Below are 24,191 nucleotides of genomic sequence, written 5' to 3' on the forward strand. Positions count from 1 at the left end.
ACTTTTTATCATCAAATACGGCCTGTCAGCAGTAACCAGTAACCGTTCATTAAAATAAACGCACGCCCCAAACGGCCTGTTCCCTGTACAGATTGGACACTTTTATACCGGTAGCCGAGCTGCTGGCATGCACCACCTGACCGTCTCCGATGTACATGACCACATGATAAATATAACCATTTTCCGAATAAAAGATCAAGTCCCCCGGAAGCGCTTCTTCCACAGATATCCTCTGCCCCACATTTGCCTGGTCCTCTGCCACTCTGGGGATGTCCACGCCAAAGTCACTGTAGAGTGTCTGCACAAATCCGGAGCAGTCCGCGCCGTTGGTCAGGCTTGTCCCGCCCCACACATAGGGATTTCCCACGAACTGAAGGGCATAGTTAACAATAGATGTACGCACATCCGAAGGATTGATGACCGGCACCGGCTCCGGGTCGTCCACAGGGTACGCAAGAACAGGCTCCGCAAGCCCCGTCATTTCCAGGTAATCCGTCTCATTGCTTCCAAGCATGTCCAAATACAGGTTGCACACATATCCGCTCATCTCCCCTGATGTGATATAGGACCATTCCCCCTCTGTGCTCTCCACATAGCAGAGCCCGTCCTTGGGGAGCTTGCCGATAATGGCAGCGTCTGTACCGGCGCCCTCCCTGATGTTCAGACAAGTATCCACATCCGCCACAGCACAGCACTCCTGTTCCGGTACCTCCTCGGCAGGCTCCGCAAATACAGGCACTGCTGTCAGAAGCATACCGGTTCCTACTAATGTATAACTGATCTTTTTCATAAAATTCTGCATAAAATACTCCTTTTCAAAGAATCCATAAATTCCTTCCTGGCGGATTTGCTTCCGGCAGGACACAAAAAGCCCGCGGCTCATCTGCCGCAGGCTTTTTCTTTGGTATTCTGAACAATAAAAGCGTATCTTTTATTGTATTATAGAGTATTGCCTGTTTTTTACGATTTTATTACAATTCCATTACAATTCTTTTATCTTCTTCCGGTTCTTCATCCAGAATAGAAAATGCAATGTTTGTCGCATGGTCAGCCACACGCTCCAGACCGGAAATAAGGTCTGAATAGATCATGCTGGCGTCCGGTGTACATTCGTTTTTGGTAAGACGCTGTATATGGGTTGCCTGGAGATGTCTCTCCATCTCATCAATACTGTCCTCCAGCTCCAAAATCTCCTGGAGGTGTTTCTGGCTGTTATTGGAGAACATGTCCATGGAGTAGGTCATGATCCTTATAACCTTGTCCATCATTTCAGCCAGCTCCTTCTGGGCCGCCGGACTGAATTCAATGTTCTTCTCCCTGCGCTCAATGGCTGAATCTGCCACATTTTCCGCATGGTCCCCGATTCTCTCAATATCGTTCACCACGTGGAAAAGACCGCCTATGCTTTTAATATCATCAATGGGCAGGGTACTCTGGTTGATGGCGATCAGATAATCCGTGATGGCATGGTTCATATAATCAATATGTTTTTCCACCCGGTACACTTCTGCGATCTCGTCCTCATCCAGCGTGATCAGCGCATTCATAGCCCTGTTTAAATTGGTGATAGCCATATTGCCCATTCTCTCCAGCTCTTTTGTAGCTTCCACTACAGCCGTGCTGGGGGAAAATACATTGGTCGGCCCTATGTATTCCAGTTGGAAACCGCCGTCCGCTGCCACTTCGTCCTTTCCGGGTACGAACAGATATGTCATCTTCACAATGGCACCTGAGAACGGCAGTAAGATCAGCACCTGGAAAACTTTGAACAGGGTGTGGGCATTCGCCACGCTCCGTCCTATGTTGCCTCCGGAAAGTGTGGTGATCGCATTCTCAATCCAAGTCTCACCTGCCAGCAGCAGCACTGCCATAATTATGGTGCCGATCACATTAAACAGAAAATGGATCAGCGCTGCGCGCTTTGCGTCTTTGTTTCCATTGAGGGCTGCCAGCAGTGCAGAGGTACACGCACCGATATTACAGCCTAAAATAATGTAAAAGCAGATTCCCAATGGAAGCAGTCCCTGCTGCGCCATCAAAAGCAGGATACTGACCGTTACCGATGAACTTTGAACAATGGCTGTGATCAAAAATCCGATGAAGATACCTAATAACGGATTTTTCAGATTGGATAAAAGGCTGATGATAATAGGTGATTCCTTCAGACCTGCCATACTGCCCGACATAAGCGAAAGGCCCATGAACAGGATACCAAAGCCCAGGATAACCTCACCGACCTTTTTCACCTTCTCCTTTTTGCAGAACATAACAATGATCACACCCAGCATCAAAAATACCGGGGCGATCTGGGAAAGGTTAAATGCCACCAGCTGTGACGTGATGGTGGTACCGATATTGGCACCCATGATCACACCTGCTGCCTGGTAGAGATTCATCAGCCCTGCATTTACAAAGCTGACTACCATTACTGTGGTCGCACTGGATGACTGGATAATGGCACAGAAAATCATGCCGAACAGCATTCCCACAAATTTGTTTTTTGTAAAGAAAGCCAGAAAACTACGCATCTTTGCTCCTGCGGCTTTTTCAATGCTGTCACTCATCACCCGCATGCCGTACAGGAACAACCCTAAGCCGCCTATCAGCGTCAAAATGTTTCCTACGTTCATTCTTATCTCCTTGGTAAAAAAAGATTCCGTTATAAACTATAATAGAAATTTTGAGGTTTGTCCATCATTATTTGTCAAACGCTTTGAAAAATTCTCGACCTTTTTGGACATCCACATCCAATTGTCCCTTTAATTCCTGCAGGGAGGCGAATTTTCTCTCAGGCCTCAGATAACGGTAAAAACGCACCTCCGCGTCCTGTCCGTACAAGTCCTCGTCACAGTCAAACAGGTATGTCTCCACACCCAGAAAATGCTCTGCCACTGTGGGCTTATACCCTACATTGGTAATTCCCTGGTATATTTTGTCTCCAATGCGGGAACGGGTGATATAGACACCGTTGGGCGGCAGTTTTTTACAGACCGGAGGGATCAGATTGGCAGTAGGTACTCCTATGGTGCGCCCCAGCTGCCTGCCGTGTACAATCTCACCTCTGGTAAAATACACATATCCCAAAAGCTCGTTGACCTTTTCCATATTCCCTTTTTCCAGCTCTTCCCGCACATAGGTGCTGCTGATCTCCCGATTCCCGTCTTTTAATTTTTCCACTACATCCACAGTAAAACCATAAGTTTTTCCCATGTCATCCAAAAGAGCAGGGGAACCGGCCCTGTCGTGGCCGAATCTGAAATCAGGGCCTACTGCCAGATATTTTACATGCATCCGGTTCACCAGAAATTCTTTTACAAACGCCTCTGCCTCCATGTGCATCAGTTCATCTGTAAAGGGACACTCCACCAGAATATCCATGCCCCGCTCACAGGCCAGCTCTTCCCGCTCTTCATTGGTCAGAAGTCCCTTTGCAGGGGTATGTAGAAGCCTTACTACAGGTGATACGTCAAAAGTAAAGATAACCGCCTTACAGTTATCTTCTTTTTTTTCCCGTATGCAGTTCATGAGCTTCTGATGTCCTCTGTGCAGCCCGTCGAATTTTCCCAGGGTGACTGCACTCGTCTCCCCCTCGCCAAGCCTTGGCACATCTGTTGTATATATCATGGTGTCTCCTTTCTGCTCTCCGCAAAATCCTCCGGGGTGCAGAACATGGTAATCAGTCGAAACTGTTCTCTTTTCTTTTCATATTCATAGAGGCCGATGAACCGCTGTCCGCTGTCATACATACGGACCCTGGTACCGTCCTCCATCTCCTCCTGGGCAGGGACAGCATTCCCGTTGCGCAGCATTTTGTCAAATTGTGCAGGGGCGTGTATCTCCCCGTATTCGGAAAACATCTGCTCAATGGTGACAACATGGGACAAAATACAGCCCTCTCCCACTGCCGCCTCAACCTCAGAAAGCCTCATGGCATCCTTCACATCAAACCGCTCTACCCGGGTGCGCAGCAGGCTTTCCATACAGCCCCCGCATCCCAGCTTCCGGCCAATATCGTGGCACAGAGTCCTGATATAGGTCCCTTTGGAGCAAGTCACTCGAAACCGCACAAGCGGAAGGTCCGTCTCCAGTATCTCTATGTGGTAAAATACCACACGCCGCGGCTTTCTCTCAACTTCTTTTCCCTCCCGGGCAAGTTCGTAAAGCTTTCTGCCGTTAACCTTCAAAGCAGAATACATGGGCGGGATCTGCTGCTGCTCTCCCAGAAAACTCTCTATACAGGAACGCACTGTGGCAGGATCAGCTGTAACTTCTCTTTTCTCCAGCACAGTGCCTGTCATATCCTGGGTATCTGTGCTAATCCCCAGGTGCAGAACTGCCTCGTATGTCTTCCGCTTATCGGTCAGAAGGTCACACAGCTTAGTCGCCTTTCCCAGACATACCGGAAGGACCCCTTCGGCATCCGGGTCCAGTGTGCCCGTGTGGCCTATCTTCTTTTGCCTTAAAATGCCCCGAAGTTTTGCCACAACGTCATGGGATGTATATCCCTTTTCCTTGTATATATTGATAACTCCGTTAATCACTGCATTTTTCCTTTATCTGTTTTTCGATATGTCCTGTCAGGTTGTTGATGACATCATAGACGGAACCCTGCATGGTACAGCCCGCTGCCTTCACATGACCGCCGCCGGAAAAATAGCTGGCTGCCACATTCACATCCACAGGTCCGTTGGAGCGCATGCTCACTTTAAATTCCTGTGTTTTTACCTCGTATAAGAAGACAGCAACCTCCACGCCTTTGGTAATGCGCAGCTGGTCTACAATGCCGTCCAGATCTTTTGGTTCCACACCGTAAAACTCCATATCCCGCTTTCTGATACAGCCGATAATACATTTTCCGTCCAGCAGCATGATACTCTCCATCAGGCATCTGCCCAGAATCTGGTTCTGTACATAGCTTTTCTGGAAAAACGTCTCATCAATGATCTTGGTAAAATCAATTCCTTTTTCCATCAGCTTTGCCGCAATACGCAGCGTTTCCGGGGTTGTGGAAGAAAATTTAAACACGCCTGTGTCATGGGCCATTCCCATATAAATGGCCTCTGCCACAGACTTTGATACCTGTTCCTCATCCAGAAGTCCAAACAGCACCTCAGAAGCAGAACTCACATCCGGCTTCACCACATTGATATCACCAAAGCCTTTGTTGCTCACATGGTGGTCAATGCAGATCTTTCTCTTTGCCTTCTGGTAAGCCTCCCACGCCACACCGATACGGTCTGACGTGCTGGTGTCAATGACAAAAAACACGTCATATGCCTCCTCATCGTTGTAGGCGGTCCTGATCTCATCCAGATGTGAGATCATAGAAAACGCATCTCTTGGCTTTTCCAGATAAATATCCGTCTGGATCTCCGGATAGTTTTCCCGCAGATAGAGGTAAAGTCCCATACAGGACCCCACACAGTCACCGTCCGGACGAACGTGTCCGGCGATGGCTGCCCTCTTAATGCCTTTCAGTTCACTGGCTATCTTCTCCATCCTCATGCACCTCCGATGCTGTGTCCTTTTTGCTGACTTCATCAATCAGCTTAGACATGGTCACGCCATATTCAATAGATTCATCCAGGATGAACCGTATTTCCGGCGTATTTCTAAGGTTCACCGTCTTGGCGAGCTGCCTGCGGATATAGCTTTCCGCACTGCGAAGCCCCGCGAGGGTGTCCTTTTTCGCTTCCGCATCGCCAAGCACACTGATATATGCTTTGCAGGTCTTAAGGTCCGGCGCCACTTCCACTGCAGTTACACTGGTCATGGGTTTTATGCGCGGATCCTTAATACCGTTACGGATGATCTCTGCCAGTTCTTTGTGAACCTCAGCGTTCACCCGTGTATTTTTAATACTGTTTTTTCTCATAAAAGCTCTCCTATCTCGGCACTTCCACCATAATATAAGCTTCTACCCTGTCTTCCTCTTGTACGTCACTGAAGTCCTCGAATACGAGACCGCACTCATAACCTGCTTTCACTTCTTTTACATCATCTTTGAATCGCTTCAGAGATGCCAGAACACCTTCATAAATCTGCTCTTCTCCTCTGGTAATGCGGACTTTGCAGTTTCTCTGGAACATACCGTCCAGAACATATCCGCCGGCAATGGTACCCACATCGGAAGACTTGAACGTCTGGCGCACTTCTGCATGGCCGATAACCTTTTCCTCGTATACCGGATCCAGCATACCCTTCATGGCTGCTTCCACATCCTCGATGGCCTGATAGATAACACGGTACAGACGCAGGTCAACGCCTTCCTGTTCTGCAATTGCTTTTGCCGTCACATCCGGACGTACATTAAAGCCGATGATGATGGCATTAGATGCACTAGCAAGGGTAACGTCTGATTCATTGACAGCACCCACACCGCCATGGATAACTTTTACCACAACCTCTTCGTTTGACAGCTTCACAAGACTCTGTTTCACTGCCTCCACAGAACCCTGTACATCAGCTTTTACGATGAGAGGAAGCTCTTTCAGGTTACCTGCCTGAATCTGTGTGAACAGATCATCCAGAGACATCTTAGCTTTTGTCTCTTCCAGCAGACGGTTTCTATTTTCGGAAACAAAGGTAGCAGCAAAATGTTTTGCCTCTTTGTCATTTTCTGTTGCAACCAGGATCTCTCCTGCATTGGGCACGTCACCCAGACCCAGAATCTCCACCGGAGTGGACGGGGCTGCCTCTTTCACTCTTCTTCCCTTGTCATCCATCATGGCACGGACTTTACCGGAGCAGGCTCCGGCTGCAATGAAGTCACCCACATGCAGGGTACCCTTCTGTACCAGGATCGTGGCAACAGGGCCTTTTCCTTTGTCAAGTTCCGCTTCGATCACAAGGCCTCTTGCCATTCTCTTGGGATTGGCTTTCAGCTCTGCCACCTCGGCTGTCAGAAGGATCATCTCTAAAAGGGTCTCGATGCCCTCCCCTGAATGTGCGGAAACCGGTACAAAGATGGTGCTTCCGCCCCAGTCTTCCGGAATCAGCTCATACTCGGATAATTCCTGTTTTACTCTCTCGATATTAGCGCTGGGCTTATCAATCTTGTTGATGGCAACAATGATCTCAACGCCTGCTGCTTTAGCATGGTTGATGGCTTCCACGGTCTGGGGCATAACACCGTCGTCCGCAGCTACTACCAGGATCGCAATATCGGTTGCATTGGCACCACGCATACGCATAGCGGTAAATGCCTCATGTCCCGGTGTATCCAGGAACGTGATCTTCTGGTCATTGATGGTAACCACATAGGCACCGATGTGCTGTGTGATACCGCCTGCCTCTCTGTCTGTCACATGCGTATTTCTGATGCAGTCCAGAAGAGATGTCTTACCATGGTCAACATGCCCCATAACGCAGACTACCGGAGGTCTGGAAACCAGTAAGGATTCGTCTTCATCATCCTCTTTTAGGAGTTCTGCGATCACATCCACCTTTTCTTCCGGTTCTGCGATAATATCGTAGTCCAGAGCGATCTCCTGGGCTTTCTCAAAATCAATTTCGTGGTTCACGGTAACCATAACGCCGTCCATGAACAGTTTTTTGACAATAACTGAGGGCTGCATCTTCATTTTCTCAGCCAGCTCACGGATCGTCATCTTCTCCGGAAGTGTAATCTCCTTTACAACTTCCTTCTTCTCTTCCACCTTAGGCTGCGTGTTTGGTCTCTGCAGTGCCCTTGGCAGTCTCTGGTTCGGACGTCTTCCGCCGCCCTGGTTGGGGCGTTTGCTGCCTGCCTGGAAGTCATCTTTCTTAACGTCCTTTTTCTTATTCTCACGGTTTAATTTACGGCTGTCTTTCTCCACAAATTCCAGCTTGGGAGCATCTGATTTGCCGCCTTTATCTCTGTTAAATCCACCGCCCTGACGGTTATCCGTACCTCTCTGCCTGTTGTCGCCAAAACGGTTCGGACCGCTGCCTGTTCTTGGACGGTTATCCCCGCCTCTGTTGTCATTGTTGTAACGGGGACGATCCCCTGTGTTTGTTCTCGGACGGTTGTCACCGGTTCGGTTGTCGCTGTTGTAGCGCGGACGGTCCCCTGTGCTTGTTCTCGGACGGTTGTCACCGGTTCGGTTGTCGCTGTTGTAGCGCGGACGGTCCCCTGTGTTTGTTCTCGGACGGTTGTCACCGGTTCGGTTGTCGCTGTTGTAGCGCGGACGGTCCCCTGTGTTTGTTCTCGGACGGTTGTCACCGGTTCGGTTGTCGCTGTTGTAGCGCGGACGGTCCCCTGTGTTTGTTCTCGGACGGTTGTCACCGGTTCGGTTGTCGCTGTTGTAGCGCGGACGGTCCCCTGTGTTTGTTCTCGGACGGTTGTCACCGGTTCTGTTATCACTGTTGTAGCGCGGACGGTCCCCTGTGCCTGTTCTCGGACGATTATCGCCGTTTCGGTTGTCGCTGTTGTAGCGCGGACGGTCTCCTGTGCCTGTTCTCGGACGATTGTCACCGGTTCGGTTGTCGCTGTTGTAGCGCGGACGATCTCCTGTGCCTGTTCTCGGACGGTTGTCGTTATTATAACGGTTCTGGCCATCCCCACTGTTGTTTCTCGGGCGGTTATCGCCGTTCCTGTTATCGTTATTGTAACGATTCGGACGGTCCCCATTATTGTTATCGCTGTTATAGCGGTTCGGACGGTCCCCGTTGTTGTTATCACTGTTATAGCGGTTCGGACGGTCTCCGTTATTGTTATTGCCCGGACGATTATCTGTCCTGTTCTGAGTATTTGCTGTACTTTCCGTTTTCATTCCTCCCTGTGCCGGACGATTATTTGCCGGCTGGCTGCTGCTGTGCGCACTGCCTGCTTCTGCAGGACGATTCTGTGGTTTTTGTTTTCTCTCAGGCATATGGCTTGCATTCTGCGGTCTGAACACCTGAATCAGTTTCTTCTTTGGTTTTTCCTCCGCTGATGCTGCCGGCTTTGCAGAATCCGTGCTGGCTGCTGCCACATTTCCCTTTCTCAAGTTTGAGCGTATCAGGCTCACATGGTCATCCTCAAGGCTGCTCATGTGGCTTTTTACATCTATATTTTTGGATTTCAAAAAATCCATGACCTCCTTGTTGGTTTTATCTAATTCTCTTGCAATCTCATGCACTCTCAGTTTTGACATATATTGCCCTCCTTTTTTATTTACCCATCTGTTCCAGCTTTTTCTTCATCGCCACTGCGAAATTATCGTCCGTCACGCCCAGGGACGCGCGGTAGTCCTTTCCAATGGCACCTCCCAACTCCTCCTTTGTTCCGACAAAATAAACCGGCACCTTATAGTAGGCACACATATCGGAAAACTTTTTTCTAGAATTATCTGATGCATCGCCTGCCACAAGGACAAGGCGTGCTTTTCCTGCCTTCACTGCTTTCTCTGTGGCAAACTCGCCGCTCACCACTCTCCCGGCTTTGGCCGCCAGTCCCAAAAGGGACAGTTCTTTACTGATGTTCAAGCTTATCAAACTCCTTTTCCAGGCTCTCATATACGGATGGCGGAATCGCTGTCTTGAGAGAACGCTCCAATCCCCGGTTCTTAACAGCCTTCTGCAGGCATTCCTTGTCAAAACACAGATATGCTCCTCTTCCGTTCTTTCTGCCGGTGGCATCCAAAACGATCTCCTCCTCCGGTGTCTTCAAAACACGGAGCATTTCCTTCTTATTCCTCATCTCACCGCAGCCGGTACATTTCCGCATGGGGACTTTCCTGACCGTACCCATAATATCACCTACTCTTCTTCACCGGGTATTCCGGACGCATCCGGTTCCTCATAAGAATCCGGCGTCTCACCGGAAGCAATGTCTGCCATATCCTCTTCTTCATAGGATTTTGCTACAATGTCCTCTTCTTCGTACCCCTCGTCTCCGTAACTCTCTTCTTCATAGCTCTCTTCTTCGTAGTCTTCCTCATAGAAATCAAAGTCACCGGACTCTCTGGCCTGTGTCTCGCTCTTGATGTCAATCTTAAATCCTGTCAATCTGGCTGCAAGTCTGGCATTCTGCCCCTCTTTACCGATCGCCAGGGAAAGCTGGTAATCCGGAACGATGACCATAGCGGTCTTCTCATCCGGGTCAGCCATAACAGAGATGACCTTTGCCGGGCTTAAAGCGTTCTCGATCAGAAGCGCCGGGTTGTCACTCCAGTTGATGATATCAATCTTCTCGCCGCGCAGCTCCTCCACAATGGCATTGACTCTGGCACCGTTCATACCGACACAGGCACCAACAGGGTCTACATCCGGATCATTGCTCCACACAGCGATCTTTGTACGGGAACCGGCTTCTCTGGCAATACTCTTGATCTCCACCGTACCGTCCTTCACCTCTGTGACCTCAGCCTCAAAGAGACGCTTCACCAGTTCCGGGTGTGTCCTGGACACAAGGATCTTCGGTCCCTTGGGGGTGTCTTTTACCTCCAGAATATACAGTTTGATCCTCTCTGTAGGACGGAACACCTCTGTCTTCACCTGTTCATTTTCTGTCAGGATGGCATCTGCCTTACCCAGATTAATGCTGTAGTTTCTGCCAAGACTTCTCTGGACGATCCCTGTCACAACATCTTTTTCTTTTCCGTAATACTGGTTGAAGATTACTTTTCTCTCTTCCTCGCGGATCTTCTGCAGAATTACATTCTTGGCATTCTGGGTGGCGATCCGTCCAAATTCCTTTGACTTGATCTCCACATTCACCACATCACCCAGCTCATACTGGGAATTCATCATCTTGGCATTTGCCAGACTGATCTCCATAACCGGATCCGCCACTTCCTCGACCACAGTCTTCTCCGCATACACGCCGAAGTCACAGGTCTCAGGGTTGATATTTACGTGCACATTGTCAGCTTTGCCGAAATGGTTCTTGCACGCCTGGATCAGGGACTGCTCAATGGCTTCCAAAAGCGTATCTTTGCTGATGGATTTCTCTTTTTCCAGAATATCCAGCGCCTCTAATAACTCTGTATTCATTTTTTACATCCTCCTGAATTTCTTCTATATAATATCCACTGCTGTTTAAAAGTCAAACGCCTGCCTGATCAGTGCAATGTCGGCCTTTAAAAAGGTGCGCTCCCCATCCTCATTCTCAATGGTCACGCTGTCCGCATCATAGGCCTTCAGTATACCGTAAAATTCCTTTTCCCGGTCAATGGCACGGTAGGTCCTGATCTCCAGTTCCTTCCCCATATTTCTAAGGTAATCTTTCTCTTTTTTCAGTGGTCTTCCAAGGCCGGGGGAACTCACTTCCATAATATAAGCAGTGTCGATAAAATCTTCTTCATCCAGCTTTTCAGAAAATGCTCTGCTGACAACCTCACAGTCATTCACAGCAATGCCGCCTTCTTTATCAATGTAGGCACGCAGATACCAGTTGCTGCCTTCCTTCACATATTCCATATCCACAAGCTCAAAACCATGGCTCTCCAGTATGGGTGTTATCAGGGCTTCTGCTTTCTGCTCGTATCTTTCTCTCTGACTCATTCTTTCACCTTCTTCCGCATCTTCTGTCTGGTACTCGATAAAGTTAGGAATTAAACATAACTGTTCCGTAGGTCTGCGCATTCACTGTGCTGACCGTAAGAAAGTGTACCACGGCCAAACAAAAATCCCATGGCCAAAGGCCATTCTGCATGGATCTTTGCCTGTAACTGTGAGGGTACTGAACAGTTACAATTAAACTATATTTGTGGTAACTTTATGGGTACTTAGTTTCCCACTACATAATAAGAGTGGACCGCAGGCCCACTCTTATGTTATCGTGATTATCAAGTTCTATACCAGAATACCACTAAAAGTATGAAGTTGCAAGTGTTTTTTACGTTACTGTACACAGGCCACTGTACCGGGAGGCGTTTTCATGCTGAAAAAAAATCCCGAGGCAGCCAGCGCGATATGGGGCAGAATGCTCCATATCTGTGCATCGCGAAGCGTGTTACTGGACACTGAGTGGACAATAACTTTTTTACCAATAGACGGTAAGGAGCATGTCCTCATCACTGTATCCGATGTTCCACTGATAGGTCTCACCCTCCCCGAAATGATAGGCTTCCCGCACGGCCCGCTCGATCAGATCACCGTTCACCATGGCCGCAACGGCCTGCTGATAACTGTCCGGATCGGCAAATTTAAAATCTTCCCGCTCCCGTCCCTCCGATATGGAGGAGGTCAATACATAGTAAATCTCATTTTCATCATAATAGGAGTACCAGGTGCCGTTCATTTTATAGTAGTTATAACTGTCATCCGCACATTCCGGCAGCGGCAGAAGCGCATCCGGTGTATGTGTGGCGAGAAGTGTTGTGGCGTCACAGCATAGATACGTGTAGGATATTTCCTGTACAGCCCCTTCCTGCTGTTCCGAAAATCCGGGATTTGCCCAGGTGGTATCCACGTAATAATAATTATCCCCTATTTTCACCAGGTTCCACGCATGTTCTTCATTGTTGGGCGCCGCCGTTCCGGTAACCAGGGTACAGAAGATCCCCATCTTGCCAAGCAGATACTGGGTTGCTTTTGAAAATCCGGCACATACGGTGACCTGGTTTAAAAAAACGCTCTGGATATTCTGGTTGTTGGGGCTGGACTGTTCATAAGCGATGTTCTGGCTCAGAAACTCATAGATATATTTTATCCTGCCGTAAGTATCCGCCTCCTGCGGCACCTGGGCAAGCCATTGGTCCGCTGCTGCCTCAATGGAGGCTTTTACAGACTCTATTTCCGACTTATCCATATTGTAAACAAGCTGCAGATCCACACTGCTGGCCGTATCCGGGGAACCATCCCCCTGAAAGGTATAAGACTGCTGATCCAGCCAGAAAAATTCCGGGTGGTCCACAAACACCATATTATTGACCAGGTTGATCTCCTCCTCTGTACAAGGATCTACAGAAACCTCATCCTTGTATTCCAGGATGCCGTTCAAAAGCTGCCGGTACACCTTCTGCTGATTCTCTGTCAGGCTTTCATATCCGTAGGGTATGTAATCACCGTTTACATACTGCAGGGCGTCTGCCTCAGCGATCTCCTCTTTCTCCGGCTCAAAAACCTGATATATTTTCTTCTGTACCGTTTCGGATACACTGTCTTTGGACTCTGTGCTTATCTCCCTGCCGCAGCCGGAAACCATGAAGGAAACTACCATCACTCCGCACAAAAACAGACTGTATACTTTTTTTCTCATGGGCATATTCTCCTAGTCAAACCATTTCTTGTGTTTAAAATACCAAATCTCTATAATAACGATCAGGATCACCACGCCGATCAGGATAAAATAGCTGCTCCCGTAATGAAGCTCCGGCATATTGATAAAATTCATGCCATACCAGCCCGTGATCAATGTCAACGGCATAAATATGGTGGTGACCACTGTGAGAAACTGCATGATCTTATTCTGCCTTTCCGCAGTCCTGGCCTGATACATCTCCCGAATCTGAAGGGTATACTCCCGCAGGTTCCTGGTATTATCCGCCAGGCGCTGGATCCTCTTGCCCATGACCCGGAAAAGGCGGCAGTCCTCCTCCTCCAGAAATCCGGTGTAATTCTCTTCCAGCATTTCACAGAAGTCCACAAGCTGGTCGTAGTAAGTATTCATGCGCAGGAGTTCTCTGCGCACAGCCAGCATTCTGGCCGGACAGTCCTTGATCTCCTCACGGAACAGCCCGTCCTCCATGTCCGTCATCTTCAGCTCATATGCCTGGAGAAAACGCACGTCATCTTCCAGAAGACGTTCCATGAACTCAAAGAGGAAATGTGCCACATAACTTGGTTCCTGGAACCGGATCTCCTCCATACACTTCACGATATGGGCCACGAACCCGGACTCATCCACAAACAGAAGTTTCTCTTTATCCATATAATACCCGAAAGAAAGGGGTTTTTCCAGCAGTTTTTCTTTCTGCGGAACGGAAAAAGTTCCCACCACACAATCCTTCTGCATCTCAGCCTTGCAGAAATGCACATGTTCCAGGCTCCGAAGAAGCAGACGGCCAGGGCTGGTGTCCCCGTATTTTCTTTTGTAGGATTCCATGTTCAGTATCTCAATAAGACAGTCCCCCGGAGCCGGAATTTCTTTTTCTCCCAGACCTGACATTTTCTTATTTAAAACATATCTCATAGCCCCTCCTGTATCTGCGCTGTTCTTCGTATCCCCTGGGGGATGCCTGTTACAGCCTTATTTTTGTGCCTTTTGTATCACGTTTTGCCAGCTTCAGCCTGTTCAGCGTCACATTCTTCTCTTTATAGGTGACGGTGTATTCCGTACGGCTTTCCAGCAGATACGCGTGCTCCACCTGGTCATCCTCTGTAAGACGGATGCCGCGCACACCGATGGCGGTCTTCTTTTTATCCGGTACCTCCTCTTTCATAAAACGAAGGAAAATGCCATTTTTCGTCTGAAGCACCACGTATTCCATGGGATCAGCGATCTGTACTAAGATCAACCGGTCCCCCTCCGCCAGCTTTGTGGCTGCTATCGTCCGTTTTGACACATCGAACTCTGTTCCTGCCACCTGTTTCAGCATACCTGTTTTTGTGGCAAAGAACAGCATGGACTCTTTGATCCCTGACAGGCTGGAGACAAATACCATCTGCTCCGCGGAGCTGTCAAAGTTGCTCACATTGTCAATGGGCGTCCCCTTGTCTCTGAACTTTCCGAAAGGCAGGTCCAGCACCTTGATTGTGTGCATTCTGCCGGAATCTGTAAACACACAGACCTTATCTGTATTCAGGCAGGAGAATATATACTTGTTCTCGCTGTCCGCTGTCTCCTTGTTCCGCTCGTAGGCTGCTTTGTCTATAGTTCTGGCATAGCCGAAACGGTCCATCAAGAACACAACTTCCATCTCCTCGATCTTCTTTTCCTCATATACCGCTTCCGCTGCATTCTCAATGGCTGTGAGGCGTTTTTTTCCAAATTCCTTTTTCACGGCTTTCAGTTCATCAATGATCACAGCAGCCATAGAATCATAGTTGTTCAGAATATCTTCATAGCGGGCTATATTTTTCAATGTGGTCTCATGTTCCGCCATCAGTGCCTCAACTTCCAGGCCAATGAGCTTATAGAGGCGCATGTCCAGGATTGCTGCAGCCTGCCGCTCTGTGAACTGCAGCTTTTTAGCCTGCCGTTCACTGGTTTTTGTCTTGAAACGGATTCCTTCCGTCATGCCGCTTACCAGACAGTTTTTCACCTGCTCCCTGTTCTTGCTTCCCCGCAGGATCTCAATGATCAGGTCGATCACATCACAAGCCTTGATCAGACCTTCCTGTATCTCCTGTTTTTCCCGCTCTTTTGCAAGCAGTGTCTGATACTTTCTGGTAGCCACCTCAAACTGGAAGTCTACGTGGTATTCAATGACTTGTTTTAAGCTTAAGATCTCCGGCCTTCCGTCTGCAACGGCAAGGATATTGACACCAAACGTGTCCTCCAGCCTTGTCTTTTTGTACAGCATGTTGGTGAGGTTTTCTACATCCGCGCCTTTTTTCAGTTCCAGCACAATGCGGATGCCCTCTTTGGAGGACTGGTTGGAAATGTCTACAATGTCCGTGGTCTTTTTCGTCTCCACCAGCGTTGCCACATCGTTGAGGAATTTGCCGATATTGGCACCCACCATGGTGTAGGGAATCTCCGTGATCACCAGAAGTGTCCTTCCGGCTTTTCCCTTTTCCACCTCCACCTTGCCGCGGATCTTGATCTTGCCGCTTCCGCTCTCGTAAATAGACGGAAGGTCATCTTTATTGACCACGATTCCTCCTGTGGGGAAATCCGGTCCTTTGATGTACTTCATCAGATCTTTTGTTGTGATGGTGTTGTCCTTCATATAAGCCACAACGCCGTCGATGACCTCATTTAAATTGTGGGGAGGAATGCTGGTGGCCATACCTACAGCGATACCGTCCGCGCCGTTCAGCAACAAGTTAGGGACCTTGACGGGAAGCACCGCCGGCTCTTTTTCCGTCTCGTCAAAGTTTGGCACAAAGTCCACAACATTCTTATCCAGGTCTGCCAGGTAGACTTCCTGGGTTATCTTTTCCAGGCGTGCTTCCGTGTACCTCATGGCAGCCGCCCCGTCCCCCTCTATAGAACCAAAGTTTCCGTGTCCGTCCACCAGCGTCTGGCCTTTTTTAAATTCCTGCGCCATGACCACAAGGGATTCATAGATGGAGCTGTCGCCGTGGGGGTGGTATTTACCCATAGTGTCACCTACAATACGGGCACATTTCCTGTACGGCCTGTCATAGCGGATTCCCAATTCGTACATATCGTAAAGGGTCCTCCGCTGTACCGGCTTTAAGCCATCCCGTACATCCGGAAGGGCGCGGGCAACAATGACGCTCATGGCATAGTCAATATATGACTTCTGCATGATCTCCGAATATTCTGTTCTGATGATATTATCCTGTACGTTCGCCATTTCGCTCCTCCTATATGTCTAATTCCGCATCCTGGGCGTGTTCATAGATGAATGCTTTTCTGGGCGGCACCTCTGTTCCCATAAGTACCTCTGTCACATCGGACGCCATGCGGGCATCCTCGATCTCCACCAGCTTTAAAAGCCTGGTTTCCGGGTTCAGGGTTGTCTCCCAAAGCTGCTGCGCGTCCATCTCACCCAGACCTTTGTACCGCTGCAGGGTGAAGGGACCTTTATGCCTTTTTCTGTAGCGCTCCAGAGCCTTGTCATCATAGAGGTATTCCTCTTTTCCCTTTGCAGGCATAGCTTTATAGAGGGGCGGCATGGCGATATACACGTGTCCCTCATAGATCAGTTCCGGCATGAAGCGGTAGAACAAGGTCAGAAGCAGTGTGGAAATGTGGGCACCGTCCACATCGGCATCTGCCATAATGATGATCTTGTCATAGCGCAGCCTGCTGATATCAAAATCGTTGCCGTATCCTTCTGAAAATCCGCAGCCAAAGGCATTGATCATGGTCTTGATCTCCGCATTTGCCAGCACTTTGTCGATGGTGGCTTTCTCCACATTCAGAATCTTACCGCGGATGGGAAGGATGGCCTGGAAATTCCTGTCCCTGGCTGTCTTGGCACTGCCCCCGGCGGAATCTCCCTCCACAATGAATATCTCACACAGGGAGGGGTCACGCTTCTCGCAGTTTGCCAGCTTGCCGTTGGAGTCAAAAGAGTATTTCTGCTTAGTCAGCAGGTTGGTCTTAGCCTTTTCCTCTGTTTTTCTGATCTTCGCGGACTTCTCCGCACAGGAAAGGATATTTTTCAGGGTGTCCAGATTTCTGTCCATAAAGAGAACAACCTCTTCTCCCGTCACTTTGCCTGTAGCTTTAGCTGCATCCTGGTTGTCCAGCTTGGTCTTGGTCTGTCCCTCGAAACGCGGGGAAGGATGCTTGATGGAAACCACGGCGGTCATGCCGTTTCGGATATCCGCGCCTGTAAAATTGGTGTCCTTTTCCTTCAAAACTCCCAGTTCCCGGGCATAATTGTTCATCACAGATGTAAATGTGGTCTTAAACCCGGTCAGATGGGTGCCGCCCTCCGCATTGTAAATGTTGTTGCAGAAGCCCAGCACGTTCTCCCGGAATTCATTGATATACTGGAAAGCAACCTCCACGGTAATGCCTTCGGATTCCCCTTTAAAGTACACAGGTTCGTGAAGGATCTCACATTTTTTGTTCAGGTCTTTGATAAATCCGACAATCCCCTCCGGCTCGTGAAAGGTGATACACTCCGGCTCATCCCCTCTCTTATCCTCAAAGACAATGGTCAGCTCAGGATTCAGATAAGCAGTCTCATGGAGACGGCTCTTGACCTCTGTGGCGGAGAAACGCGTCTTCTCAAAGATCTCCGGATCCGGAAGGAAGTTCACCAGCGTCCCTGTGGTTTTTGTCCTTCCCAGTTTCGGGAGCAGGCCCTCCTCCAGTTCGATGGTGGGGATTCCCCGCTCATAGTGGTCATGGTGGATATAACCTTCCCGGCTGATCTTTATATCCAAGTATGTGGACAGCGCATTCACCACAGAGGAACCCACACCGTGAAGGCCTCCGCTTGTCTTATAGGCAGAGTCGTCAAATTTTCCGCCTGCGTGCAGAGTGGTGAATACAAGCCTCTCGGCTGACATGCCCTTCTCGTGCATTCCCACAGGGATTCCCCTTCCGTTGTCCTCTACGGTGGCGGAACCGTCCCGCTCCAGTGTCACACGGATATCCGTACAGAAACCGGCCAGATGTTCATCCACCGCATTGTCCACAATCTCATAAATCAAATGGTTCAAACCTTTCCTGGAAACACTGCCGATATACATACCTGGCCGTTTCCTTACAGCCTCCAGTCCTTCCAGAACCGTAATGCTGCTGGCATCATAGGTTGTTTTTTTTGCCATTCCTGTTCGTCCTTTCTATTCCTGATTCAGTATATTTTCAATTGCTTTTGCAACACCGTCATTTTCGTTGGTATCTGTCACCGCACTGCTGATCTCCTTTACCCTGTCACAGGCATTGCCCATTGCCACAGAGTATCCGGCATTCAAAAGCATTTCATAATCATTATTGCTGTCGCCGATCGCCATGATCTCTTCCTGTCTGACTCCAACCATATCGGCCAGCTTTGCAATGGCATTCCATTTGCTCCATCTTCCATGCACCACTTCTATATTATTGGGGATAACGGAGATGGGATGTACACCGGGAAGCAGATCAATTTCCCTTATCAGCTTATCCTTTTCTTCCATTTTGGATACCAGGATATGTACCTTTCCCACACGGATATCATTCCCTGCCAGAAGCTTCCTGTAATCTGCTGTTATTTTATTGGTGGCCAGGAGCTGGTCACAGTATTCTTTCGGAAGTCCGCATCTTTTGATCACGTCCTGTCCTTTGGCATCCATGTAGGCATCCTGACCTGCGTAGATCTCCACATATGTATCGTATTTTGCCGCTAGCTCATAAATTTTCCTGACATTATCCATGTCCATATCATGAAAATACAGGACATCCTCTGTCCTGCCGCTGCTGATCACGGAACCGTTGCCGTTTATAAAATAAGAGATCTCCCTGAACCCATTTAAAACAAACCGGGTATTGCGGTAGGAGCGGCCTGTAGTGGGAACCATAAGGTATCCTCTTCTTCCCGCCTCCTCCACCGCTTCCCTGGTCCGCTGTGAAATGGTGCAGTCATCCCGAAGGAGTGTACCGTCCAGGTCAATCGCTATCATTTTTAAATCTTTTCTCATTTCTGTTCTCCTGTTATTCTTCCTATAAGCCTTAGACATGGTCGTTCTTTATCCTTGTGCCTCAGTCCCCCTGTTACGCTTTACACAGTCAAACACATATGCAGACAGAAGACCGCAGCAGATGCCAATGACAACCCCAGCCAGCACATCTGTAGGGAAATGCACATACAGATACAGACGCGAAAAGGCGATCAGGGCAGCCAGCACATAGGCGCAGATGCCTGCCTTTTTATTTCCTGTAAAAAGTGCTGTGGCCGCAGCAAAAGAAGCCTGCGTGTGACCGGAAGGAAATGAATAATCCTTAGGCACCCGGATCAGCAGCTCCACCGTCTCATTGATCCAGCATGGACGCTGCCTCGCCACAAGCGGCTTTAAAATAATATTTCCAAACAATGCGGAAAATATCAGCGCTCCCAACACCAGGACACCGTACTTTCTGTATCGCTTAACGCAGAGCAGCACCAGGCCAAGTACGATCCAGAACCATCCTGTGTTTCCAAGGGATGTGATAAATACTAAAATTTTGTCCAGCAGAGGAGTATGTATCTGCTGCAGAGCATCCAATATTGTAAATTCCCAACCCATATGATTTTCCTTTCTGTTTCGGATTCGACCTATATCATAACTTATTTCGGGGATTTTTTCAAATCTATTCTGTAAATCGGTGAAGATGAGGGGGGGACGGTAAAAAGCCTTTGGCTCCGGCACGGAGAGGCAAAGGCTTATTTGTCTATGATATTTAGAAATATACTATAATGCCGTTTCTTATCTCGGGGCTTGCCAGGTCTATGGTAAGAATACCTCTATCTACCCCACGGAATATATCTCACTTCATTGTAATGATTGTTTAGAAGGTTTTTCGCTGATAGATATGGATAAAAACTCACTACTGTAGATGCTGCTTTTCTCCTCCTCCATATCTTCGTATATTTCTGCCACTTTTTTCTCTTTACCCAAACCAATCCCACAAGCCATTAAAGCTCCATCCCTTGTCTGGATAAACGTATTGTATTCATAATGATCATTATAATCCATAATGATATCTTCTGTCCATTTTAAGTTGGTTGTTTCAAATCCTATGTCTTCCAACCAGACTATTTTCACATTGTCTGCTGCCTTGACTGCATTGCGTATATAATCATCCGGGCCGCACGCCACACCACATTGTCCCCACGTATTACATCCCCAAGTATATAATTCTCCATTCTTAGTAATTGCTGCGGCTCCGATATCACCGCAGACAGCATATATTGCGTCTTCCAACATCAACTGCGGCTGCTGGTTTTCCATGTGGGACTGCGTTTGTTTCGTCAAAGATGTACTAAGGAACTGCCCCCACCACCATACACTTCCGTCTTCTTTTAATACGGTAATACTCTCTCTTCCGCTTCTTGCATAAACCACATCTTCCATCAGAAGCTTAGGCTGGCTGACCAGATTCATCCAGGGATTTAACATATCGTCTGCGTTTACCGGTTCACAGAGCACTCCATTTAAATTAGCTCCCACTCCGTATAATTCTCCCGTATCGGTTAAGTAAATCATAAAATAGCCATTTACAGAGCAGTCCACATGTATAACATTTTCTGCAATTTTCACATCATAATATATCGGTTCCAGGTTGTTAATATCGTCCTCGTTTATCAATCCCATCTGTAAATAACTGTTTCTTCCTGTTCCCCAAAGCACATTATTTGCATCTATATAATAATGATTTAGTCCTGTTACCTTATTTCTTATATAATAGTTACTAATTTTAAATTCTTCATCTAAATGCAGATCTTCAATGTCATCCACGTAAAATATAGTATCTTCCTCATTTTCATTGTTTATAACTGCAGAATTTTCACCGGGCGTTTCTTTATTAACTTCTTTTTTGCTTTTAATCTTTTCTGAACAACCTGTGATCGTCAATAGTAATGTACAAACTATTAATATCTTAGGTATTGCTTTTTTCTTCATATTACCTCCTTATAAACAGCGGCCACGCAAAGTGACTCATAAAATTCTGCGCGGCGGACATACTCTGCTCATGCATCTGTAAATCCCCTCTTTTCTATCTGCCGTCACCATAAAAAGGCAGAGGTTCCCAGCCCCTCGTTCCCAGAACTCCCATGACACTGCAAATTAGAAATGAATTTAATAAAAAAACAATAAAAAGTCATTGATTATGGATTGAGTTCCAGTTCTGTCCTACAGCTCTGATTGAGTTTTTAACTGGTTTAAGATATAATTTTATGTTAAAATTATATCACAATAAATAATCAGATAAAAAAATACGCATAAACGTTATAGTTTATTGAGTGAACGTAAGGAGTCAATTATGATTTATTTTTTTATTTCAAGTTTCTTCGGGGTTTTGGTAACAGTCTCCACTTGCTTAAACATGCTCTACTCAAGCCTTAAATTTCCTTTAAAATTAATCTTGTGGCTTGGCTGTTTCATAATTTCACCAATATCTTTATGTTTTTTTAGTGAATACTCAACCTATTTACTGATCGCATATATACTATTTATAATCTATCTTAATAAACAGAACGCATTACTAAACTGTCTTTTATTTCTTATAGGTTACTTAATCCAGGTGACTTTAAATTATATTTGTACATTATTTGTATATATAATTTTTAGGATTAATTTCTCGGATTATAATTTTACGCAAAGTATAATATTTATGATTTTCTATGCATTTCTATGTTGGATTATAACTTATCAAATTGGCAATTGTTTAAAAAAGCATATATCTATCAGCCACTTTACTGAGCAAAAGAAAATGCTAACCCTCATCGTTATTTTTGTTGTTTTATGTGTTTCACTATTCATATTTAATTTCTCATCAAGTGAGCAATTGGGATATCCTACATACCTGACTTTTATTAACTGTTTTCTATTTTTGTCCTACTTTTCTCTTACTATCGTACTTATTTATTACATAGTAAATTCTGTTAAAAGAGAGGCTATAGAAAAACAAAAACTGACAGAATTCAAAAACCTACAGGAGTACACAACAAAATTAGAAGACCTTTATCAGCAGATACGTTCTTTCAAACACGATTACATAAACATTCTTGCCACTCTGGATTGTTATATAGAACAGCGGGATTTTGACAGCCTGGACGAGTATTTTCATAATAAAATCCTTCCTACTGGAAAACAATTTTCCAAAGATACCGCATCACTGGGAAGGCTTGCAAATATACAAGGTTTAGAATTAAAAAGTTTATTATACCAGAAATTTATGCGTGCCTCTTCCCTGCACCTGCAGTTAGATATTGACATCCCCTCCCCTGTTTCTTCATCCGGCTCTATGGAGCCTGTGGATTTATCCAGGCTTATGGGTATCTTTCTTGATAATGCCATTGAAGCTGCATCTGAAACGGAAGAAAAATATTTATTCTGCGGACTTCTGCAAAATGACGATGGCATGATCATCAGTCTTACGAATTCCTGTATTAAAAATGATATTCCAATTGAAAAATTATATGAAAACGGCTTTACAACCAAAAATTCCGGATATGGTATCGGGCTTTTTAATGCCAAAAAGATATTAAATAAATATCCTGATGTTATTCATCACACCAAATGTAAAGATAACCATTTCACCCAGGAAATACAGATTCCACGCTGTTAAAATCTTCTCACTAAGTAAAAAGAACATTCAGAAAAATACACAGATAAATTGGAGGTATATCATGAATCTGTCTTTACAGTTTTTTATAGATAATATATTCGGCGTCCTGTTCTTGATCATAGCATTTACAAACCTGTCGCTTTCCCCTATCAAAATGCGTAATAAGCTTTGTATGGCAGCCGGTATATCTATTATAACAATTTTTCTCTACCCTGTTTGTGGTGAGTTTTCAACTTACCTGGTTATATGTTATACCGTATTTGTTTCTGTGATTGGTCAAAAGAAAAAATTTCAAATTTGTATATTGGGAATCATGGGTTACATATATAATGTTTTTTTAAATTATTTATGTGTGACCATCATCTACGTTATAACAGATATTTATGTAATGAAACTTAGCTGGCTTTTTCGCTCCTTATTTAATATATGTTATATTTTATTGTTGTACGTTACGACCGCAGCCATAAAAAGAATTTTCAGGAAACAATTAGATTTTCTTTTCACGCATAAATTTAACATAAAATTTGTTATCAACATATGTCTATTTATAGCTGTTTGTGCCTGTATATTAATTACAAACTTTGCCACAGGCCAATATATGGGATATCCTTTATTTAGTTATCTTTTAAACTGTTTTCTTTTTTTGTTGTATTTTTCTCTATCTGTTATTATACTATATCACTCAATCAAAACCATCAAACAAGATACAGAAAAGAAACAAAAAATACTGGAATATCAAAAACTACAGGAATACACAACCAAACTGGAAGACCTTTACCAGCAAATGCGTTCCTTCAAACACGATTACATAAACATTCTCGCCACTTTAGATTGTTATATAGAACAAGGGGACTTAGACAGTCTGGAGGATTACTTTCATTCTAAAATCCTGCCTACCGGAAAACAGTTTTCCCAAGACAGTATGTCAATCGGGAGACTTGCAAATATACAAATCCTGGAATTAAAAAGTTTATTGTACCAGAAATTTATGCGTGCCTCTTCCCTACACCTGCAGTTAGATATTGACATCCCCTCCCCTCTTACTTCTATCGGTTCTGTGGAACCTGTAGATTTATCACGGCTCATAGGCATATTCCTTGACAATGCTATTGAAGCAGCCTCTGAAACGGAAGAGAAGAAATTGTTTTGCGGTTTTTTACAAAATGAAGATAACATTATTATACGACTTACTAATTCCTGTAATGCAACTGCTATTCCTATTGAAAAACTATACGAAAACGGTTTTACAACCAAAATCCTCGGACACGGTATCGGACTTTATAATGCAAAAGAGATATTAAATAAATATCCGGTTGTTATGCATTTCACAGAATGTAGAGATAGCTGCTTCACACAGGAGCTTCTTATCCCACAAAGCTAAAAT

20 protein-coding genes are annotated in these 24,191 nt (G+C 46.2%); 2 read left to right on the plus strand and 18 right to left on the minus strand.

All coding sequences use genetic code 11. The features are described from left to right. Nucleotides 1-49 precede the first annotated feature (49 nt). The 18 genes from CI595_RS00530 to CI595_RS00615 all read right to left on the minus strand — a co-directional run bounded on the left by CI595_RS00530 (nucleotide 50) and on the right by CI595_RS00615 (nucleotide 21,138). The gene (locus CI595_RS00530) at nucleotides 50-802 is read right to left on the minus strand and encodes an SH3 domain-containing C40 family peptidase (protein ID WP_095172325.1); all 753 of its coding nucleotides are present in this window, start codon (nucleotides 800-802) and stop codon (nucleotides 50-52) included. Between the two features lie 169 nt (nucleotides 803-971). Then, nucleotides 972-2,630 (minus strand): Na/Pi cotransporter family protein, encoded by a 1,659-nt coding sequence (locus CI595_RS00535; protein WP_095170643.1) that lies wholly within the window; start codon nucleotides 2,628-2,630, stop codon nucleotides 972-974. A 67-nt stretch (nucleotides 2,631-2,697) separates the two neighbouring features. Beyond that, nucleotides 2,698-3,624, minus strand: coding sequence for a bifunctional riboflavin kinase/FAD synthetase (locus CI595_RS00540; RefSeq protein WP_095170646.1), 927 nt, complete (start codon nucleotides 3,622-3,624; stop codon nucleotides 2,698-2,700). After that, nucleotides 3,621-4,541, minus strand: a complete 921-nt coding sequence (gene truB / locus CI595_RS00545) for a tRNA pseudouridine(55) synthase TruB (protein WP_095170649.1) — start codon at nucleotides 4,539-4,541, stop codon at nucleotides 3,621-3,623. The genes CI595_RS00540 and truB overlap by 4 nt, the downstream gene beginning before the upstream one ends. Further along, nucleotides 4,534-5,499: a DHH family phosphoesterase gene (locus CI595_RS00550; RefSeq protein WP_095170651.1), complete on the minus strand. Its 966-nt coding sequence runs from the start codon at nucleotides 5,497-5,499 to the stop codon at nucleotides 4,534-4,536. Before CI595_RS00550 ends, truB begins: the two co-directional genes overlap by 8 nt. After that, nucleotides 5,480-5,875 carry a 30S ribosome-binding factor RbfA gene (rbfA, locus tag CI595_RS00555; protein WP_095170653.1) on the minus strand — a complete coding sequence of 132 codons (396 nt, stop codon included), beginning with the start codon at nucleotides 5,873-5,875 and terminating at the stop codon, nucleotides 5,480-5,482. The genes CI595_RS00550 and rbfA overlap by 20 nt, the downstream gene beginning before the upstream one ends. Nucleotides 5,876-5,885: 10 nt before the next feature. Next, a complete protein-coding gene (infB, locus tag CI595_RS00560) occupies nucleotides 5,886-9,116 on the minus strand; it encodes a translation initiation factor IF-2 (protein ID WP_095170655.1) in 3,231 nt (1,076 codons plus the stop codon). A 16-nt stretch (nucleotides 9,117-9,132) separates the two neighbouring features. Continuing rightward, nucleotides 9,133-9,447 carry a L7Ae/L30e/S12e/Gadd45 family ribosomal protein gene (locus CI595_RS00565; RefSeq protein ID WP_095170658.1) on the minus strand — a complete coding sequence of 105 codons (315 nt, stop codon included), beginning with the start codon at nucleotides 9,445-9,447 and terminating at the stop codon, nucleotides 9,133-9,135. Then, the gene (rnpM, locus tag CI595_RS00570) at nucleotides 9,434-9,712 is read right to left on the minus strand and encodes an RNase P modulator RnpM (protein ID WP_095170660.1); all 279 of its coding nucleotides are present in this window, start codon (nucleotides 9,710-9,712) and stop codon (nucleotides 9,434-9,436) included. Before rnpM ends, CI595_RS00565 begins: the two co-directional genes overlap by 14 nt. Nucleotides 9,713-9,720: 8 nt before the next feature. Further along, a complete protein-coding gene (nusA, locus tag CI595_RS00575; protein WP_095170663.1) occupies nucleotides 9,721-10,956 on the minus strand; it encodes a transcription termination factor NusA in 1,236 nt (411 codons plus the stop codon). Nucleotides 10,957-11,001: 45 nt separating this feature from the next. Then, nucleotides 11,002-11,466, minus strand: a complete 465-nt coding sequence (locus CI595_RS00580; protein WP_095170665.1) for a ribosome maturation factor RimP — start codon at nucleotides 11,464-11,466, stop codon at nucleotides 11,002-11,004. A 481-nt stretch (nucleotides 11,467-11,947) separates the two neighbouring features. Then, the gene (locus CI595_RS00585; protein ID WP_162291771.1) at nucleotides 11,948-13,165 is read right to left on the minus strand and encodes a transglutaminase domain-containing protein; all 1,218 of its coding nucleotides are present in this window, start codon (nucleotides 13,163-13,165) and stop codon (nucleotides 11,948-11,950) included. A gap of 12 nt (nucleotides 13,166-13,177) precedes the next feature. After that, on the minus strand, nucleotides 13,178-14,098 hold the full coding sequence (locus CI595_RS00590; RefSeq protein WP_095170670.1) for a magnesium transporter CorA family protein: 921 nt from the start codon (nucleotides 14,096-14,098) through the stop codon (nucleotides 13,178-13,180). Nucleotides 14,099-14,147: 49 nt separating this feature from the next. Continuing rightward, the gene (locus tag CI595_RS00595; RefSeq protein ID WP_095170672.1) at nucleotides 14,148-16,394 is read right to left on the minus strand and encodes a DNA gyrase/topoisomerase IV subunit A; all 2,247 of its coding nucleotides are present in this window, start codon (nucleotides 16,392-16,394) and stop codon (nucleotides 14,148-14,150) included. A 10-nt stretch (nucleotides 16,395-16,404) separates the two neighbouring features. Then, the gene (locus CI595_RS00600; protein WP_095170674.1) at nucleotides 16,405-18,327 is read right to left on the minus strand and encodes a DNA gyrase/topoisomerase IV subunit B; all 1,923 of its coding nucleotides are present in this window, start codon (nucleotides 18,325-18,327) and stop codon (nucleotides 16,405-16,407) included. 15 nt (nucleotides 18,328-18,342) lie between these two features. Further along, on the minus strand, nucleotides 18,343-19,176 hold the full coding sequence (locus CI595_RS00605) for a Cof-type HAD-IIB family hydrolase (RefSeq protein ID WP_162291772.1): 834 nt from the start codon (nucleotides 19,174-19,176) through the stop codon (nucleotides 18,343-18,345). A 48-nt stretch (nucleotides 19,177-19,224) separates the two neighbouring features. Beyond that, on the minus strand, nucleotides 19,225-19,761 hold the full coding sequence (locus CI595_RS00610; RefSeq protein WP_095170678.1) for a phosphatase PAP2 family protein: 537 nt from the start codon (nucleotides 19,759-19,761) through the stop codon (nucleotides 19,225-19,227). Nucleotides 19,762-20,007: 246 nt separating this feature from the next. Continuing rightward, entirely contained in the window at nucleotides 20,008-21,138 is a 1,131-nt protein-coding gene (locus CI595_RS00615) for an RCC1 domain-containing protein (protein WP_095170680.1), read from the minus strand. 712 nt (nucleotides 21,139-21,850) lie between these two features. Here CI595_RS00615 and CI595_RS00620 point away from each other — a divergent pair. Beyond that, nucleotides 21,851-22,807 carry a sensor histidine kinase gene (locus CI595_RS00620; RefSeq protein ID WP_162291773.1) on the plus strand — a complete coding sequence of 319 codons (957 nt, stop codon included), beginning with the start codon at nucleotides 21,851-21,853 and terminating at the stop codon, nucleotides 22,805-22,807. A 61-nt stretch (nucleotides 22,808-22,868) separates the two neighbouring features. After that, on the plus strand, nucleotides 22,869-24,188 hold the full coding sequence (locus CI595_RS00625; protein ID WP_162291774.1) for a sensor histidine kinase: 1,320 nt from the start codon (nucleotides 22,869-22,871) through the stop codon (nucleotides 24,186-24,188). The last annotated feature ends 3 nt before the right edge of the window (nucleotides 24,189-24,191 follow it).

Source organism: Blautia hominis (genome assembly GCA_002270465.1).
Classification (GTDB): domain Bacteria; phylum Bacillota; class Clostridia; order Lachnospirales; family Lachnospiraceae; genus Blautia; species Blautia hominis.

Excerpts from the sequence above, each read along its gene's own strand:
- CI595_RS00530 (WP_095172325.1), bottom strand. The coding sequence starts at position 802 with ATGCAGAATTTTATGAAAAAGATCAGTTATACATTAGTAGGAACCGGT.
- CI595_RS00535 (WP_095170643.1), bottom strand. The coding sequence starts at position 2,630 with ATGAACGTAGGAAACATTTTGACGCTGATAGGCGGCTTAGGGTTGTTC.
- CI595_RS00540 (WP_095170646.1), bottom strand. The coding sequence starts at position 3,624 with ATGATATATACAACAGATGTGCCAAGGCTTGGCGAGGGGGAGACGAGT.
- CI595_RS00550 (WP_095170651.1), bottom strand. The coding sequence starts at position 5,499 with ATGGAGAAGATAGCCAGTGAACTGAAAGGCATTAAGAGGGCAGCCATC.
- rbfA (WP_095170653.1), bottom strand. The coding sequence starts at position 5,875 with ATGAGAAAAAACAGTATTAAAAATACACGGGTGAACGCTGAGGTTCAC.
- infB (WP_095170655.1), bottom strand. The coding sequence starts at position 9,116 with ATGTCAAAACTGAGAGTGCATGAGATTGCAAGAGAATTAGATAAAACC.
- rnpM (WP_095170660.1), bottom strand. The coding sequence starts at position 9,712 with ATGGGTACGGTCAGGAAAGTCCCCATGCGGAAATGTACCGGCTGCGGT.
- nusA (WP_095170663.1), bottom strand. The coding sequence starts at position 10,956 with ATGAATACAGAGTTATTAGAGGCGCTGGATATTCTGGAAAAAGAGAAA.
- CI595_RS00580 (WP_095170665.1), bottom strand. The coding sequence starts at position 11,466 with ATGAGTCAGAGAGAAAGATACGAGCAGAAAGCAGAAGCCCTGATAACA.
- CI595_RS00585 (WP_162291771.1), bottom strand. The coding sequence starts at position 13,165 with ATGAGAAAAAAAGTATACAGTCTGTTTTTGTGCGGAGTGATGGTAGTT.
- CI595_RS00590 (WP_095170670.1), bottom strand. The coding sequence starts at position 14,098 with ATGAGATATGTTTTAAATAAGAAAATGTCAGGTCTGGGAGAAAAAGAA.
- CI595_RS00595 (WP_095170672.1), bottom strand. The coding sequence starts at position 16,394 with ATGGCGAACGTACAGGATAATATCATCAGAACAGAATATTCGGAGATC.
- CI595_RS00600 (WP_095170674.1), bottom strand. The coding sequence starts at position 18,327 with ATGGCAAAAAAAACAACCTATGATGCCAGCAGCATTACGGTTCTGGAA.
- CI595_RS00605 (WP_162291772.1), bottom strand. The coding sequence starts at position 19,176 with ATGAGAAAAGATTTAAAAATGATAGCGATTGACCTGGACGGTACACTC.
- CI595_RS00610 (WP_095170678.1), bottom strand. The coding sequence starts at position 19,761 with ATGGGTTGGGAATTTACAATATTGGATGCTCTGCAGCAGATACATACT.
- CI595_RS00615 (WP_095170680.1), bottom strand. The coding sequence starts at position 21,138 with ATGAAGAAAAAAGCAATACCTAAGATATTAATAGTTTGTACATTACTA.
- CI595_RS00620 (WP_162291773.1), top strand. The coding sequence starts at position 21,851 with ATGATTTTCTATGCATTTCTATGTTGGATTATAACTTATCAAATTGGC.
- CI595_RS00625 (WP_162291774.1), top strand. The coding sequence starts at position 22,869 with ATGAATCTGTCTTTACAGTTTTTTATAGATAATATATTCGGCGTCCTG.